Source organism: Microcoleus sp. D3_18a_C4, assembly GCF_036702415.1.
GTDB lineage: Bacteria > Cyanobacteriota > Cyanobacteriia > Cyanobacteriales > Microcoleaceae > Microcoleus.
Map to the genome: position 1 here is coordinate 15,508 of NZ_JAUBTI010000053.1, position 16,806 is coordinate 32,313.

A 16,806-nucleotide genomic window follows, 5' to 3' on the forward strand; every position below is an offset into this window, starting at 1 on the left:
CATTGGGAATTGGTCATTGGGAATTTGGAACCAACAGAAAACAGTCAACAGAAAACAGTCAACAGTCAACAGTCAACAGACAACACATGACAGAAGTGACCGCAATATCTGCACAAGCAGCGGCTCTGCTGGTTCACTACGGTTTTGACCTAGGTGGCAAAAAAGCCGAGAAATTGGCGGGTGAATGGCTAACCAAGTATCCCGGCTATTGGCTGCGTTTAGCAGTGGTTGAAGCGCTTTATCAAGGCCGCTACAAGGCTGTTTCTGTGGGACAGCTATTGAGTATGTGGCACCGGATAGGTGAACCTCTCTATCATTTCAATCGCGAGTTTGAACGCTTGGTCTGCAACAATTTTCCTCAAAATTTAACCGGGGAAAGTGGTGCTCAACTGCCGCCGGAGGATATACTTTTCTCCAACCCGGAATCGCAAGTTGGTGTCGCCGAGTTAGATTTGCGATTGCCGTCAGAGGCGCAACTTGATGTGGCGCTTCATGCAGAAGCCGCGAACACAGAGGCCCAGGAAACAGGAAAATTGCCCGCAGCCGACGATCGCACAAAAGAAAATACAGAATTTGTAGTATATGAAGATGTGGCTGTTACCGCCCTCGCCGATCGAGCCGAAGCCGAGCAAAAATTAGCTGACAAACCTGTGGCAAAATCATTCCCAGTTGTCAAACACACTGATTTTCATACCAAGTTAAAAGCCATTGCCAGAGAAGGCCGAAGAAAGAAGGGAGAAAGCAGAAATAGAGTGTAAACTTTGGGAACTATAGCCTTTCTCAGTAACATGAGGCGATCGTAGGGCATAGGCCTCCGTGGGCATAGGCCTCCGTGGGCATAGGACAAAGCCCCCATACCTCACAACGCTTGAGAACCGCTATAGATAGTTATTTTTCACTTTTCATTTGGGGCACTTACTCCCATCCGAATTTCCGAACAAAAAGAAGCTTGTTCCGTACCGTTAGCTTGCTTAACAACGCTAGTCCGCAGCCGCAAATTGGGCATGAGATACCACAGCCTTTCTTCCGCATGGAGGGTGTCTGATTCTGTAATCAATGTCAGCACGTCGTCGCCCATCACGTAGCGGCTGTTACCCTTGTCTTGCAACACTTTGCCAACGCTTGGATTGTCGGGATTTGGTACGATCGCTAGTATTGTAGAACCGATTTGTTTAGCTTTGTCGCGATCGGGAATACCGTCCCAACTAATCCGAACGCTAGTTAGCTTAGTTGAATCCGGGTTAATCGAGTGTTGTTGGCAAAGTTTGACGACTGCTGCATCGCTAGCTGTCAGTATTTCTATTTTGAGGTCGGATTTACCCGCCTGCAATTCCCCAGAATTGAGATTGTGTACGGTACGCTGAGAAAACCATTTACCTGCACTTAACTCGAAAAACTCGATAACATCCATGAAATTTGTCTCTAAGTCAATACTGCTTTATTTGCGATCGTGACTTGCGCGCTATGGAGTCAGAAACCCGGTTTCTTCCTGCGTACTAGCGGCCAAACCAATGATTTTGTCTAGAAACCCGGTTTAAGAGTGCAAGTCCTTTTCTATATTTTAGAGGAAGGGGGCGCACCTGCAAAGCTTTCTGAGAGCTTTGGGCGAAACAGATTGCAAATGCTGTTGAGGTACGAAACCCAACCAGGGGGACATCTGGCTCGCTGATGCGGCCGACTTGACAGAAAATTAGAGCATCCGCCATCATATTTCGTTATAAAAAGTCTTTTTCGCACTTTAAATAGGATTGCGATAGCTGAAAATTTTTAGCTTTGAGAGTGTTTCTCTATCGACCATCCTCGCCCCAATACCAGCTATGTTAAGAAAAGCAACGATATATCTGAGCTTTTGTCGATCGATATGTAAATTGGGCGTTGCTGAGTTTAATTATATTGGTGGCGATTTATTGTAATCGCACTGCTTGAAAATTCTCAAAGCAGACTCCGACTAAAAAACAAGCAATTCATCGAACCATCACCAAACCGAGGACAGCAAGCCCATAGCACATAGCATTCAAATATGTCATGCTAAGTCTAAGAGAAAAGATTCTCGATCGGGCTTTTCGGTAGGGTGCAGCTAGCGATCGCATACATTTAAAGAACACATCCGTAAATTTATGACCGAGTTTAAACAAGGGCTGGATAAAATGCAGCCCGCAGAACAGACGCACTACCTGGGAACCCTGCCAAGTCACCTAGCAGCGACTTCAGACTCCGAAAAATTATACAGCTTACTAACAGATTACAATTTTATAAAAGCCAAGCTGTCAGCATCGGGAATACAGGCGCTAATAGAAGATTACGATTTAGCAACAAGTCCCGATATTATTATCTCAGATCAAAAAGCCGACCAACTCAAATTAATCCAAGAAGCAATTCGGCTGTCTGCCCACATTCTAGCCGCAGATAAAAGCCAACTAGCCCCCCAACTAATAGCCCGCTTGATGCGCTTTGAAAGTCCAGAAATTCAAGCCCTGCTAGCACAGACACAACACCAAACAACCCCCTGGCTGCGACCGCTAACGCCCAGCTTTACCCCTCCCGGCGGGAGATTGTTGCGTACCCTCACCGGACATACAGACTGGGTACAAGGTGTAGCAATTACCCCCGACGGCAAGCGGGCAATTTCTGCGTCCTCCGACCACACTCTCAAAATTTGGCACTTAGAAACAGGAGAAGAACTTTTCACCCTCAAAGGTCATCTTACCTACGTCAATGCTGTAGCTGTCACCCCCGACGGTACTAAAGTAATTTCCGGTTCTTGGGACAATACCATTAAAATTTGGGATTTAGAAACGGGACAAGAAATATTTACTTTTGCCGGCGATACTTTTGCCGTAGAAGCAGTAGCAGTAACTCCCGACGGCAAGCGAGTAATTTCTGGTTCTTGGGATGGCAGTATTAAAGTTTGGGATTTGACAAGCAGGGAAGTAACTTTTAACTTCAAAGGTCACAGCAGTTTTGTCCAGTCCGTAGCAGTAACTCCTGATAGCAAACGGTTAATTTCCGGGTCAGGCGACAACAGCATAAAAGTCTGGAACTTAGAAACCGGAAAAGAACTTTTTACTCTCACGGGTCATGCAGACTGGGTAAAAAGTGTAGCCGTTACTCCCGACGGCGAACAAATAATTTCCGGCAGTTACGACGGAACTGTTCAAGTCTGGAGTTTGTCAGAAAGAAAGCAACTTTTTACTTTAGGAAAACACAGCAGTTTCGTTCAAGCTGTGGCAGTCAGTCCCGACGGCAAACGGGTAATTTCCGCTTCCGGCGACAAAACGCTGAAAGTTTGGAATCTGGAAACAAAAGAAGAACTTTTCACTTTTACCAATCACATCGCCCCAGTGAATGCTGTGGCTGTTACCCCCGACGGCCAGCGGATAGTTTCTGGTTCCTCTGACAAAACTCTCAAAGTTTGGCACTTAGAAGTAGGCAAAGAAAATTTATCATTTGCAGGTCACGATGACTGGGTAAATGCTGTAGCAGTGACGGCAGACGGTACAAAAGCAATTTCAGGTTCAGGAGACAACAGCATTAAAGTCTGGAATCTCCAAAACGGACAGGAAATTTTAACTATTTCGGGACATCAAGATTGGGTAAAAGCGATCGCAATTACACCGGATAGCAAGCGAGTAGTTTCGGGTTCCGGCGACAAAACTGTGAAAGTTTGGGATATAGAAACCGGAAAGGAAATCTTTACTTTTACGGGTCATACAGACTGGGTAAATTCTGTGGCAGTGACGGCAGACGGAACGATGGCGATTTCCGGTTCGGGAGACAAAACTATTAAAGTTTGGAATCTAGAAACAGGAGAGGAACTTTTTACTTTTTCAGGTCATGAGGACGGGATAAAAGCTGTGGCAGTTACTCCCGACAGCAAGCGGGTTATTTCGGCTTCCGGCGACAAAACTCTGAAAGTTTGGAGTTTGGGGAAAGAAAAGAATATTTTGGCAATTTTATGGAATTTAGCCGTCAAAAATCTACTCTTCACTCTCAAAGGTCATGAGAGTTTTGTGAATGCTGTGGCAGTTACGGCGGATGGCAAATGGGCGATTTCAGGAGGGCGGGAAAACAATCTGAAAGTTTGGAATTTGTCAAGTAGAAAAGAAGTTTTTACTTTGGCAGGTCATGACGATGCGGTAACATCTGTGGCGGCTGTGGGAAATAGGGCAATTTCTGTTTCGGACGACAATACTCTCAAAGTTTGGGATTTGTTAAGTCGAGAAGTAGTTGCTAGTTTCAGGGGAGATAGTGCTTTGAAAGCTTGCGCTATTGCACCTGATGGGGTGACAATCGTGGTGGCGGAAGCTTCGGGACAGGTGCATTTTTTGAGGTTGGAAGAGGGGAAATAGTCATTAGTCATTAGTCATTAGTCATTAGTCCTTAGTTATTAGTCATTATGCCGATCGCACTTTTGCTAAAATTTAAAAGTGCGATCGCTCTTTTCCCCAATCTAGTTTACAATTGTTCCGGGTCAATTCCCATCGATCGCAGTCTTTCTGCCAGTACAGCAGCCCGCTGTTCGGCTTGTTCTGCCCGCAGTCGTTCTTGTTCTGCCCGCTGTTCGGCTTGTTCCAAGCTGCGAGAAACCTCCTCATAACTTGTAAACGGTTCGCCGTCAGGGCGATAAATTTGTAACTCTTCACCCGACAAATCAAAGCGAATTCCGAGTCTGGGGCTGACCCAATTTTCGATCGCATCAATTACGTCCAAACGCCCCTGCGAACGCATCCAACCGCTAAAATCGTTGCGTTCCGGGTCGTACAGGTAATATTCCTCTACCCCGTGGCGATCGTAAAATACCTGTTTTTTATTCATTTCTGTTAGCCTGTTACCGGGAGAAAGAATTTCAAACACTACTTGCGGCGCGATATTTTCTTCTTCCCACTGCTTGTAAGAACCCCTATCTCCTTGCGGTCTGCCCAATACTACCATCACATCCGGGCCGATAGAAGTTTTGTTATCTCCTTCAACAGGATACCACAGCAAATTTCCGGCGACAAATACATTCGGGTCGTCCGCAAATAGCCACGCTAAATTTTGTTGGATGATGAGTATCCAGCGAAATTGTTTAGTATTGTCTGACATCGGTAGACCGTCGCTGTCGGGGTAAATTACATCAGGTTTTTGAGGAGACTTGAGTTGAGTTACCATAACTGTTGTCCGGGGTTAGGGACTGTTGAATTTAATTTTAGCTTGTGGGAAATGTCAGAAGTGCGATCGAGCTTGTGGGAAAGGTGAGAAGTGCGATCGCTTTTAGGTAAATTCCTCACTTTGTCGGCTTCCAAACAAACTTTCCGATCTTGTCAATATAGCCTTGCAAATCTTCAATCTCCACTGCAGCCAGCCCTTCTAAGAATTCCCAGCCCAAATCAAACTGTGGCGAGATTACTATTTTTCCCGTTTTGTCAATATAGCCCCACTTGTCACCAATTTTTACAGATGCCAGCCCTTCAGAGAAATTTTTAGTCTCGTCAAACTGTGGTGAGATTACCATCTTTCCTGTTTTGTCGATATAGCCCCAATTATCACCAATCTTTATAGATGCCAGCCCTTCAGAAAACTCCAAAGCATCTTTAAACTGCTGAGGGATAACAAACTTTCCTGTTTTGTCGATATAGCCCATCTTGCCGTCAATCTCAACTGCGGCTAACCCTTCAGAGAAGTCCATAGCAACATCAAAGTTTTCAGAAATAACTATTTTACCCATCTTGTCTATAAAGACAACTCTGTCATCAACTTGCACTTGAGCCAGCCCTTCAGAGAAATCGTAAGCATCATTCAATTCGATTGCGATCGCTATTTTCCCCACCTTGTCTATATACCCGTATTTCGAGCCAATCTTTACCCTTGCCAGCCCTTCAGAAAAATCTTTAGCATCATCAAATTGAGGCTTTATTAATATTTTCCCTGTTTTGTCGATATAGCCCCATTTGGAACCATTTGTTAACTTTACCTTGGCCAGCCCTTCCGAAAAGTCCCAAACTTCATCAAACTGTGGGGGGATAACAATCTTCCCTGTCTTGTCGATAAAACCCCACTTAGAATCGATTACGACTACTGCCAGACCTTCGGTAAAGCCCCAAGTAAACTCATATTGGGGTTCGATAACGATCTTGCCTGTCTTGTCAATAAAGCCGTACTTTTTATTGCGAACAATTGGAAAAAGCGAGATCGACTCTTGCTTCTCTTCCGACGATGAAGATGAAATTGACGCTTGAACAAACGGCTGGGGGCGATACAAAGCTGCTGTTGACTCCTGCTGCGAAAAAGTTGAACCCGAAACAGCCAGACAGAAAAAGCTAGAAATAACTCTTTTCATTTTTCCCGATCCATTTCTCAATACAATAGCCTATTCCTATTCCTCTTGCTCTCTTTTCTCTTCCTCTGCGCCCTCTGCGCCCTCTGCGGTGCATTAAAAAAAATCTCATTCAGCAGCGAAAATAGGGCAGACACCGCCCGCCCTACAAAACTACTTCCTCAGCAACTTCACCCCGCGAATCGAATAATCCAAAAGCTCGATCGGGTGCATCAAAGTAACTGCCTTTCCCTGCAACTCCAAATGCTTCTTAATTTGCAAAGAACAACCCGGATTAGAAGAAGCAATCAACTCCGCCCCAGTATTGAGCAAATTCTCCACCTTTTGCACTCCCAATTCATCAGCAATCTCCGGCTGAAGCATATTGTAAACCCCCGCACTCCCGCAGCACAAAGCCGCATCAATCGGTTCTTTTAACTTCACCCCAGGGATTTGTTGCAGCAACTGACGCGGCTGCAAACTAATCTTTTGCCCGTGCAACAAATGACAAGCATCCTGATAAACAATTGTCAAATCTCCCTCAATCAAAGGATTGAGTTTCGCCGTAATTCCCGCACTTGCCAAAAACTCTTGCACGTCCTTAACATTAGCAGCAAATTTTTCAGCTTTCTCCCGATATTGCGGGTCATCTGCTAAAATGTGACCGTATTCTTTCAAAGTGTGGCCGCACCCAGCAGCGTTGATAATCACAAAATCAACACCAGTATTTTCAAAGCTATCAATCATTTGTCTCGCCAAAGCTTTCGCCTGTTGGGCTTGCCCTTGGTGTTCCGGCAAAGCAGCACAGCATCCCTGACTTTTAGGAACCACAACCTCGCAACCGTTAGCCGTCAAAACTCGCACCGTAGCTTCATTAACTGGCGAAAATAACAGCCGCTGCACGCAGCCTAAAATCACGCCGACTCGATAGCGTTTCTCCCCTTGTGCCGGAATTACCTCTGGTAAATTATCCCGGAAAGAATCAACAGTAACTTTCGGCAAAATTGATTCCATCGCCGCCAAGCGGGGAAAGACTTTTTTCAGCAAACCTGTTTTGCGGACAAGTTTTGGCAGTCCTAATTTTTGATAAATAAACAGGGGTACAAGCAAAGGCCGCAATCTGTGAGGATAAGGGAAGAGATTAAAAATCAGAGTACGAATTACATTGTCGGAAAAAGTGCGTTCCTGATTTCTAGTAACTTGGTGGCGAGTGGCGGAAATTAATTTGTCGTATTGAACTCCTGAAGGGCAAGTTGTAACGCAGGCCAAACAGCCCAAACAAGTATCAAAATGCTGTGAGGTTGCTTCGTTTAAAGGTGCGTCGCCTTCGTTAATTGCATCCATTAAATAAATGCGGCCTCTGGGCGAATCCATTTCTTTGCCAAGTACGCGATAACTCGGACAAGTTGACAAACAAAAGCCGCAGTGTACGCAAGTATCGATTAATTTCGGATCGGGCGGATTGTTAGCGTCGAAACCTGGGATTTCGAGGGTTTCTAAGTGGGGATTTTGTGCTAGAAAATTACTTTCTTTGGCCGGTCTTAAATCGTCGCTGGGAAATTGAGATTTTTCGGAAGTTTGCATATATAGAAGAAGTTCGGCAACGGATTATGTAACGGATGTAACGGATGTAACGGATGTAACGGATGTCAGTCCGATGGAAGTCGGAAGAAGAAAGAAGGAATAAGAAAAAAAGTTTAGTTATCTAGGAGAGAAGTCAGAAGCAATCGACCGCATGGATAAAGTGCAATTAAGAATGTCCTAAACGTCCCAACCAAAACTTCTCTTCTTTTCTCTTCCTTCGCGGTCTTCGCGCCTTCGCGGTTCATTAAAAAACAAATCTGGTTCACAAATGAATTAGACCGGGATTCAAGAAAGACCGAACTCCTGACTACAAACTTTAAACTAAATACCCCTTATAAAACGATCGGGACTCAAAAGATTTTCCGGGTCAAACTGCTGTTTAATCCGCCGCATTAAATCGATCGCACTTCCAGTATAGCCCCAAACATCTAACTGTTGCTTGAGGTCGGTCGGCGCTGCTAAAACAGTCAGAAAACCGCCTTTCGCTTCGCACCCTCTGCGTACCTGCAACAGCGTGTCTGCAGTCGCAGTCTCAAACCGCAAAACCCCCAAACCGCTGCCTGCATGAATCCAAGCGTCCTGTACCGGCAATTCGTTAATTGCCCTTACAGCTTCCGACGGTCTGATTCCTATTTTGCAAATAATTGCCGACTTTGTGCCAGAATCCCACATTGTTTCTGGCAATCTTTGCCATAACTGATGCTCATCATTTTCGCAGCAGCTAGTGCCTTGCAAACCCAACTTTTCGCCAACTTCCAGCAAGCGGGCTGATTGTTGTTTAACACTTGGGGCGATACTTTGAAATCTGACGATTAATCCCGTGCCCTTTCCTAAGCCTAATTTTGCGACTAATTCAGGTGACAGCAAATCAACGGCACTTGGTGTCAAAGCAGAGGATAATAAGATTTGAGCCGTTTGGGACAAAGCATTAATTTCCCCTGTCAGCACTACGGTTCCCGATGATTCCGGCAGCGGATAAACTCGGAAAGTTACTTGACTGATGACGCCCAATGTGCCGTAAGCACCAGTAAACAGTTTCATCAAGTCGTAACCGGCGACATTTTTAACAACTCGACCTCCGGCTACCGCAATTTTACCGTCCGATCGCACAAAGGTAATTCCCAATAGCAAATCTCTCACCCCCCGATAGCGATGCCGCAAGGAACCCGCATCAGCAGTAGCGACAATGCCGCCCAAAGTTGCCTGTTGCGGATATGCTGGATCGATCGGCAAAAATTGACCTGCTGCAGCTAAAATTTGTTGCAAATCCGCAAACTTCATTCCCGCTTCCGCAGTCACGGTTAAATCGCCCACAGCGTGTTGTACAAGTCGATTGAGGCGCGAAGTGCTGACAGCCACAAGCCCCGCTGCATCCGGGGGATTTGGGCGTGTTTTCAAACCCGGAGATCCCCCTAAATCCCCCTTAAGAAGGGGGACTTTGAGTGAATTCTCCCCCCTTTGTAGGGGCGGTGCCCCCGTGCCCGCCCTGGGCTGGGGGGGATCGGAGTCTAATTTAACTAAACCGCCCCAATCGAGTTTGCTGCCACTGCCACAAGGCAAGACTGCAAAGCGATTTTGCCCGGCCCAAGCAATGACAGCCGCCAGTTCTTCCTGAGTATGGGGGTAAACGGTACAATCTATTTTCGTGTCGGGGGCAACTGCTTTTTCTACTCGTTCTTGCCAAAATACCTCTGTGTACTGTTGCAGACAGATGCCAGCAGTGCCGACAATACTTTCTAATTCTTGTGTGCTAACGTAATTTTCGGTAGAAAAAGATTTCATGAAGGTTATGAGACGCCCGGTAAAAAAATTATCAAAACACTGCCTAAAACCATTAAATATTAATACGGGCCCGATATTCAAAACATGAAGAAACAAATGTCTCAAAACCGAATTTCTCTGGGAATTACCGGTCTCAACGAAGTGATTGGCGGTGGCCTAATTCCTCAACGCTCTTATTTGGTGCGCGGCGGCCCCGGTACTGGGAAGACTACACTGGGCTTTCACTTTTTGACCGCAGGTGTGGCTTTGGGAGAAAAACCCCTGTTCATTACTTTAGGAGAACCGGAAGCCCAACTGCGCGCCAATGCTCAATGGCTCGGTTTTGACATCGAAGCGATGCCGTTCCTCGATTTGAGCCCATCCTCAGAATTTTTTACCCAAGTTCAGACTTATGACATTTTTTCCGCCTCCGAGGTGGAGCGAGAACCGACTACACAAAAGATTATCGAGCGAGTCGAAGCTGTCAAGCCACAACGGGTGTTTTTGGACGCAATCACTCAATTTCGCTACTTAGCTGCGGATGAGTTTCAGTTTCGCAAGCAAGTTCTGTCTTTTCTGCGGTTTTTGGTGGAAGGGGGGGCGACGGTGGTGTTTACCTCCGAAGGCACTTCAAGTGCTCCCGATGACGATTTGCAATTCATCAGCGACGGGGTAATTTACTTGGAACTGCGCCCTGAAGGACGCGCCCTGTCTGTCACCAAGCTGCGAGGCTCTAACTTCCGCAGCGGCCGCCATTCGCTGCGCCTGACTCAGGCTGGTATGGAGGTATTTCCGCGACTGCTTCCAGACAACTATCAACAGGATTTTGTTGCGGAAACGATTTCTTCTGGGGTTCCAGAAATTGACGAACTACTGCACGGGGGACTGGAACGGGGGACTGTGACGGTGATTAGCGGGCCTAGCGGCGTTGGTAAAACGACGGTGGGGGTTCAGTTTATGAAGGAAGCTGCAGGAAGGGGGGAGCGATCGGTAGTTTACATTTTTGAGGAGTCAACTTCTACTCTGCTGCAGCGCTGTGAATCAGTTAACATCCCGGTTGGGGCGATGATGGGGCAAGGAAGTCTTTCGGTGATACCCGTGGAACCTTTGCTGTACTCGCCGGATCAGTTTGCCTGTATGGTTCGCAAGGAGGTGGAGCAGCAAAAGACGCGGATTGTGATGCTTGACAGTATTTCTGGCTATCAGCTTTCGATGCAGGGGCAAGATTTGGTGAACAATTTGCACGCTTTGTGTAAGTATCTGAAGAATATGGGAGTCACCGTTATCTTGATTAATGAGGTAGAAGCCATTAGCGGAGATTTTCGGCTGACCGAGATCGGAATTAGCTATTTGGCGGATAATCTTCTGTTTATACGCTATCTGGAACGCCAACTGCATAATAGGACAGAAATTCGCAAGGCGATCGGAGTAATTAAAAAACGAGTCAGCAATTTCGAGAGAACTCTGCGAGAACTCGAAATTACTCGCTACGGCATCAAAGTCAGCAAACCGATACGGGGGCTGCGCGGCATTTTGGGTTCGGCGCCGGTGTGGAGTGAGGGGGGAGCGGAGGAAGATTGAATCGGGGTTTGTCCTGCTGTTTCTGGGCAAGTGCAGCTAATTTTGCAGCCGTGAATCTACTAATGAGTAGGGGGCGCACCTCACCACTAGCAGTAGTTCGCACACCGCACCTGCGCCCAGGAGCCTCAGTCTTGGAAAAGTTAAATATAGCAGATTCCATGTTTATGAAGTACACCCCGATATCGAGCGAGTACCGGTTAGACACGGCGCCGTGTCCAAGGAGTGACAACAAACACGTTAAACCGATAGTCCGGCAGGGAATGAATTCCCTGCCTCAAAGCTCAAGTCCTCGCTATGAGGACTGAAAACTCATCAGTCCTCATAGCGAAGACTTCAGCTATTAGGCAGGGGTTTCAACCCCTGCCGGATTATGAGTTGTACCTTAAGTTGACACTCCTTGGGCTTTTGGAGTGTCCCTACAAGAGCTAAAATTGTGTATTTTACTACTTTTAATAGCTCGCCGAAAAGCAAGCTAAACCTTATTCACAGGAAGCTGATAAATGACTGGCAACTCAATAATTTTAGCCGTAGACCGCAATCAGCGCAACTTGGAACTTTTAGCACAGTTTCTCAACAAAGAAGGATACCAGATGATCGCGGCTTATAACTTTGAAGATGTTGCACAAGCTATCAGTCAGCCTGCTAGGATCGGGATGGCTTTAGTAGATATTTCTGGTTTCGATGGCCGGATTTGGGACTGCTGCGAACAACTGCGAAATCACCAAATTCCTTTTTTGATACTCTCGCCCAAACAAAGCGCTGCCATTCAGCACGAAAGCCTCTGCCACGGGGCTCGGAATATGTTGGTAAAACCTTTGATCGTTAGAGATTTGCTGGGAATTGTGCACAGCTTGCTAGGAGAACGTGCGTGAGTCAAATTTTATTGCTTGTCGAACAGAAAGAAAATCGCCGATTGTTATTAGAATGGCTAGCAGTTTACTATGAGGTATTGTTGCCAAACTCAACAGAAAATAGTGAGGATTTTTTACCATTTAATCAATCTTTTGACCTGGCGATAATTGACGGTCTTGCCCTGAAACGCCACTGGCAATGGGTTGCCGCCCAAAAACAGGCAGAACACCCGGTATGCTTGCCTTTCCTTTTGATTACATCCCGCTCGGATGTAGGGATGGCAACGCAATTTATTTGGCAAAGTATTGACGATTTGATTATCGCTCCGATCGAGAAGATTGAATTGCAAGCGCGGGTGGAGATTTTGCTGCGATCGCGCCAGTTGTCTTTAACTCTCAAATTGTCGCACGACCAACTCGATCGCACTTTGCAAACAGCCCAAGAACTCAATGAGATGAAAACATCTTTGCTGTACATGATTGCCCATGATGTTCGCAATCCTTTGAATTTCATCATCGGCACTACGCAACTTCTTAGCAAGTACAAGTTGACATTAACAGATGAGAAAAAACAAGAACTTCTAGACAAAACTCAAGCAGCGGCAAAAGGCATAGATTTGTTATTAGATGATGTTTTGCTGCTGGGGCGTGTTGAGTCAGGACAAGCCGGGTTTTGCTTGCTACCGCTAGACTTAGCAAAGTTTTGTAATGAGTTGGTAGTGGAATTTCAGAGCAGCCTGAAGTTGAAACCTCAAGCTGATCGGGTGACGCTGATTTTTGTGAATCACAGTCAATCGGCGATGGCGTCTTTGGAGGTAAGCTTGCTCAGGCGCATTCTGGGCAATTTGCTCTCAAATGCTATTAAGTATTCTCCCCCTAATACCGAAGTCATCTTTGAATTAAAAGTTACTGAAACCGAGGCTATTTTTTCGGTACAGGATGCAGGAATTGGCATACCTGTCGCAGACCAAGGACGGCTGTTTGATTCCTTTTACCGGGCTAAAAATGTCGGTCGAATTCCCGGTACTGGACTGGGGCTGAGCATTGTTAAAAAATGCGTGGACTTGCACGGTGGCGAAATTACTTTGATCAGTGAAGAAGGCGTCGGCAGTACATTTACAGTAACGCTGCCGATCGCACAACCTGGAAAAAATCAAATCTCGCCTGCAACGCCTTAAACTAGATGCAGGCATTATATTGGGATATTCATCGATGAATTTGACCGCCGGGTGAGGCTATACGTGGTAGTGTGACCCTGAGATGTATCCTCAAAAAACTGAATAAAACTCTCGCTATTTTACAACGCCAGAATGTGAAGAACCATTAACAGCCGCTGGTCAACTGATGAAATTGAGCATCGTCGTTCCAGGAGCGATCGACGAGCGGGAGAATTGGCGATCGTTCGTCAAAGCTCGATCGGCCTCGTAAAAAATGTTGAACGCACCCAGAAATAATTAGATACTATACAAAACTTATCCCGATATTCCCGACTTTATATTTCTGAAAAAAAGGGGCAAAACCACCGTCACATCTTAGATGATCTGATGAGTATTTTAACAGTTTAAAAATGGTCGATCAACTCTTTTATGAATTATTGTCGGACTCTTTTTAATGAGCGAGTAGTTAGAGAGTTGGTTGCTGCCGGCGTCTTATACTCTTGTGCCGTAAAATCAATCCACCGTTGAAGATCGATCGCCTGAGCTTTCAGACCCAGAGTCCAACTGTTCCACTATTAATGGTTGAAACCTGATGTCTCCAGGTTCAATTGGCACTCTTCTCCACCAAGCTGGCAACAAGAGCAGCCAAAACTTACCCAAAGACACAGAACGCTGCTCGCCAACAAAAACTAAGGGCAGGAGAGCCGCCACTCGTAAGACGGCTGAGAGGGCAAACACCCCTGGCAAGCCACCGAGATTGGTCAAAGTGGCGATAAAGCCACCAAGGGTGATTCCCATTGCCCCAGTGACACCAGGAACCGCGGCCGCGATCGCAAAGTATATGGACTGATTCAACAGTGGTGTCACCGACATCATGAGATTACCACTGCACAAGTCGATCGCCGCCCACGTTGCACCGCCGATGATGTGCAACAGCGGGAACCACACCCATAGGAAAATTGGAGACGTTCCAGCTTCTAGCCAGAGCAGAGGGGTCAGAGCCACCAAGATTCCCACTACTATCATGATCGGGCGGTTCCCAACCCGGTCAGCCAGTTTGCCCCAAAAAACCAGCATCAGTAAGTTAGCACCCGCTCCTAAGCTGTTGTAGAGCGTTACCACACTGACATCTATACTTAGGTTATCCAGCAGATAGAGGTTAAAAAAGGGCGCGCTGACGTTAACGGCAAAGCTCCATACAGCAGAGTAAAGCAAAAACTTTAAAAAATTGGCTTCCTTGAGAAAGCTAAAAATTGTCCCTATGGATGATTTTTCGCCTCTATCTGAATGCGTGACGTGTAGAAGCTTTGGATTCACATCGGTCATAAAGAACTGACAACCTAGACTGATGATGCCAAGCACAATTCCTAAAACCAAGATGGCACTGTAACCTTGGAGCCTTCCACCGGGCCAGTTCGATACCACTAGAGCCAGCAACGGCACACCAATGAGATTCGTCAAGCTGACAGCACTATTGCGAAAGCCAAAATACCGCCCGCGCAACCGCTGAGGTACTAAAACCGCCAACCAGCTCAAGAAGGAAGCACGACCTAAAGATTCTAAGACTTGAGTTACCCAGATGATTGCCAATGTCAACTGCACTAGCTGATGTCCAGCGAGCTGAAATGAGCCTCCCAACCAAATGGCTGGCACGATAATCAGCCACAGCAGTCGCGACAGTCCGAAAATCCAGATGGAATACCAGTGGCGGCTCTGCAGTCGGTCTCCTATATAAGCTCCGAACGGTTGGAGCAGATTTACCAGTTGAGGAATGGAGGCGAGCATACCAATTTCGACTGGGCCAGCCCCCAAATCCAGCAAGAAATTACTGAGCAACGCGCCACCGATGATGCTGTAAAAAAGCGTAGCGAAGACACTCTCCAAAGTTAGCGATCTGAGGCTTAACCGAGTTTCCGGTTTGGAAAGTTTTAGAGGCGGATTGGTCAGAAGTACCGTCTCTAATAAGGCTATATCCTCTTGGATTTCCTGAAGAGGGAGAGGATTCGTTCCCACTAAGGTGTTATCTTCTTCTTGTGTTTCGAGCATACTGGATAGCCAATAGATGAGCTGCTACGCAGCTTAATTGTATAATATAAGATTAAGTATTTTAAGGAATACAGCCATAGATGCAAGCTAAAAATCAATACGGTTGTTAAAACTATTTATTCCGGGCGAGATCCCTTGCAGCATCCCCCTTCTTAAGGGGGACGCAAGAGTAAGTTCTTATCCCACCCCCTACTCCCCTTGAGAAGGGGGAGTAGGGGGCAAGCTAAGGGGGGATCGAGCTTAACTGAACCGTATTGAGCTAAAAGTTATCGCTCTAAAAAGCAAAAAGAAAGATTACTTAAATAAATTAGAGAAAATAAGAATGCCCAAATTAGAGAATAATTATTAAGTGCCTTATTAATAATTAATCCATAAATAGCTAAGTTTTTATAAATTTCCTAGGCGACAGTAGCTTACTTGGTGCTTCAGGGTGAACCAGATAAAATAGAGATATTTTCAGAGGGAATAAGTCAAGGTAAGTTTCGGAAACCAACCTCTTAGTATGAATAAAGGTTGCTAAAAATGAGAACCAAATCAAAGTTCTAAAGGAGCAAGGGCGTTCAAGAACTCTTCTAGGATAAATCGCAGCAAAGATTGAGTGGCTAATATTAAACCCAATCGAGCTTGGGCGAGTTTTGGCTGTTCGATTTTAACTTCTCCCCAAATTCGGCACTGGCTGTAAAAAATCTGAAATGCTTCGCTCAAACTATTGGCTAACTTGAAATAATTGACAGGTTTTTCGCGGTTTTTCACCTCAAAAGTAGGATATAAATTGTCTAGCACTGTTAACAGTTGCGATATTAAACGGCGTTCTGCTGGATGCACTAACCGCAGTCGATCGCCCTCGTCAATCCAAGGGATAGGATTTGGACTCGCCAGCGACCAAATTTGCGGCGCTGTAGCGACATCCGGCTGCGCGATCGAAATTATGCGATCGCGGTGGGCCATTCGCAGCAGGGAACAGCAGCGCGCGTGGCTGTACTGAATCGGAAACAGTCGATCGGCTGACACAACAGGAGATAATATTCGAGATTTTGGAAGTGGGAGGTTCGTTTGAGCTAAACGCTGCAACCAGACGGCTAAACCTGCATCAGTCAACTCCATCTCGATAATTCCCCCCGGCGCGACTTTAACGGCGAAATCCGGGTAGCACAGCGGTTCGAGTGTTTCGGCCAACTGTGCCGCGATTGTCTGCGGTGTCTGCTGCCAAGTTTTAGCCAATTTCAGGGCGATCGCAGACACGTACAGCACCCGCGCGCTATCTTTACTCCGATTTAATGGAAATATTGCACCATTCTCAATTACTTGTTTAGGAACAGGCATCTTGCCTGTTCCACAATAAAATTCATCTTTTGTGGAACGGGCATCTTGCCCGTTCTTGAGAATGGTGCAAGATTTAAGATTTAATGGAAATATTGCACCATTCTCAATTACTTGTTTAGGAACAGGCAAGATGCCTGTTCCACAATAAAATTCATCTTTTGTGGAACGGGCATCTTGCCCGTTCTTGAGAATGGTGCAAGATTTAAGA

General features: G+C 46.1%; 13 protein-coding genes. 5 read left to right on the forward strand and 8 right to left on the reverse strand.

Going from position 1 to position 16,806, the window contains the following annotated elements; genetic code table 11:
* Positions 1-86: 86 nt before the first annotated feature.
* The gene (locus QUB16_RS21050) at positions 87-758 is read left to right on the forward strand and encodes a hypothetical protein (protein WP_333319064.1); all 672 of its coding nucleotides are present in this window, start codon (positions 87-89) and stop codon (positions 756-758) included.
* Between the two features lie 137 nt (positions 759-895).
* Here the strand turns inward: QUB16_RS21050 and QUB16_RS21055 are convergent, their stop codons facing one another.
* Entirely contained in the window at positions 896-1,411 is a 516-nt protein-coding gene (locus QUB16_RS21055; RefSeq protein WP_333140287.1) for a phycobiliprotein lyase, read from the reverse strand.
* 706 nt (positions 1,412-2,117) lie between these two features.
* Here QUB16_RS21055 and QUB16_RS21060 point away from each other — a divergent pair.
* A complete protein-coding gene (locus tag QUB16_RS21060) occupies positions 2,118-4,349 on the forward strand; it encodes a beta-propeller domain-containing protein (RefSeq protein WP_333319066.1) in 2,232 nt (743 codons plus the stop codon).
* 106 nt (positions 4,350-4,455) lie between these two features.
* On the opposite strand, the gene QUB16_RS21065 is transcribed toward QUB16_RS21060, so the two are convergent.
* The 5 genes from QUB16_RS21065 to QUB16_RS21085 all read right to left on the reverse strand — a co-directional run bounded on the left by QUB16_RS21065 (position 4,456) and on the right by QUB16_RS21085 (position 9,661).
* On the reverse strand, positions 4,456-5,151 hold the full coding sequence (locus QUB16_RS21065) for a Uma2 family endonuclease (protein WP_333319069.1): 696 nt from the start codon (positions 5,149-5,151) through the stop codon (positions 4,456-4,458).
* Positions 5,145-5,285, reverse strand: coding sequence for a hypothetical protein (locus tag QUB16_RS21070; RefSeq protein WP_333319070.1), 141 nt, complete (start codon positions 5,283-5,285; stop codon positions 5,145-5,147). Before QUB16_RS21070 ends, QUB16_RS21065 begins: the two co-directional genes overlap by 7 nt.
* Complete coding sequence (locus QUB16_RS21075) at positions 5,267-6,319, reverse strand: WG repeat-containing protein (RefSeq protein WP_333319072.1); 1,053 nt, start codon at positions 6,317-6,319, stop codon at positions 5,267-5,269. The genes QUB16_RS21070 and QUB16_RS21075 overlap by 19 nt, the downstream gene beginning before the upstream one ends.
* Positions 6,320-6,469: 150 nt before the next feature.
* Positions 6,470-7,879: a heterodisulfide reductase-related iron-sulfur binding cluster gene (locus QUB16_RS21080; protein WP_333319074.1), complete on the reverse strand. Its 1,410-nt coding sequence runs from the start codon at positions 7,877-7,879 to the stop codon at positions 6,470-6,472.
* A 321-nt stretch (positions 7,880-8,200) separates the two neighbouring features.
* On the reverse strand, positions 8,201-9,661 hold the full coding sequence (locus tag QUB16_RS21085) for an FAD-binding oxidoreductase (protein WP_333319076.1): 1,461 nt from the start codon (positions 9,659-9,661) through the stop codon (positions 8,201-8,203).
* A 96-nt stretch (positions 9,662-9,757) separates the two neighbouring features.
* On the opposite strand from QUB16_RS21085, the gene QUB16_RS21090 reads away from it, so the two are divergent.
* From QUB16_RS21090 to QUB16_RS21100, 3 genes are all read left to right on the forward strand, one after another.
* On the forward strand, positions 9,758-11,221 hold the full coding sequence (locus QUB16_RS21090; RefSeq protein ID WP_333319078.1) for an ATPase domain-containing protein: 1,464 nt from the start codon (positions 9,758-9,760) through the stop codon (positions 11,219-11,221).
* Between the two features lie 500 nt (positions 11,222-11,721).
* Positions 11,722-12,093, forward strand: a complete 372-nt coding sequence (locus QUB16_RS21095) for a response regulator (protein ID WP_333319080.1) — start codon at positions 11,722-11,724, stop codon at positions 12,091-12,093.
* Positions 12,090-13,250 (forward strand): ATP-binding protein, encoded by a 1,161-nt coding sequence (locus tag QUB16_RS21100; protein ID WP_333319082.1) that lies wholly within the window; start codon positions 12,090-12,092, stop codon positions 13,248-13,250. The genes QUB16_RS21095 and QUB16_RS21100 overlap by 4 nt, the downstream gene beginning before the upstream one ends.
* Before the next feature lie 492 nt (positions 13,251-13,742).
* Here the strand turns inward: QUB16_RS21100 and QUB16_RS21105 are convergent, their stop codons facing one another.
* Together QUB16_RS21105 and QUB16_RS21110 are read right to left on the reverse strand one after the other, a co-directional pair.
* Positions 13,743-15,275, reverse strand: coding sequence for an MFS transporter (locus QUB16_RS21105; RefSeq protein WP_333319084.1), 1,533 nt, complete (start codon positions 15,273-15,275; stop codon positions 13,743-13,745).
* A 534-nt stretch (positions 15,276-15,809) separates the two neighbouring features.
* The coding region (locus tag QUB16_RS21110) for a DALR anticodon-binding domain-containing protein (RefSeq protein ID WP_333319085.1) at positions 15,810-16,806 on the reverse strand (997 nt) is incomplete at its 5' end.

Bases quoted from the DNA above. Each gene is read 5' to 3' on its own strand.
- QUB16_RS21050 (WP_333319064.1), top strand. From the start codon at position 87: ATGACAGAAGTGACCGCAATATCTGCACAAGCAGCGGCTCTGCTGGTT.
- QUB16_RS21055 (WP_333140287.1), bottom strand. From the start codon at position 1,411: ATGGATGTTATCGAGTTTTTCGAGTTAAGTGCAGGTAAATGGTTTTCT.
- QUB16_RS21060 (WP_333319066.1), top strand. From the start codon at position 2,118: ATGACCGAGTTTAAACAAGGGCTGGATAAAATGCAGCCCGCAGAACAG.
- QUB16_RS21065 (WP_333319069.1), bottom strand. From the start codon at position 5,151: ATGGTAACTCAACTCAAGTCTCCTCAAAAACCTGATGTAATTTACCCC.
- QUB16_RS21075 (WP_333319072.1), bottom strand. From the start codon at position 6,319: ATGAAAAGAGTTATTTCTAGCTTTTTCTGTCTGGCTGTTTCGGGTTCA.
- QUB16_RS21080 (WP_333319074.1), bottom strand. From the start codon at position 7,879: ATGCAAACTTCCGAAAAATCTCAATTTCCCAGCGACGATTTAAGACCG.
- QUB16_RS21085 (WP_333319076.1), bottom strand. From the start codon at position 9,661: ATGAAATCTTTTTCTACCGAAAATTACGTTAGCACACAAGAATTAGAA.
- QUB16_RS21090 (WP_333319078.1), top strand. From the start codon at position 9,758: ATGTCTCAAAACCGAATTTCTCTGGGAATTACCGGTCTCAACGAAGTG.
- QUB16_RS21095 (WP_333319080.1), top strand. From the start codon at position 11,722: ATGACTGGCAACTCAATAATTTTAGCCGTAGACCGCAATCAGCGCAAC.
- QUB16_RS21105 (WP_333319084.1), bottom strand. From the start codon at position 15,275: ATGCTCGAAACACAAGAAGAAGATAACACCTTAGTGGGAACGAATCCT.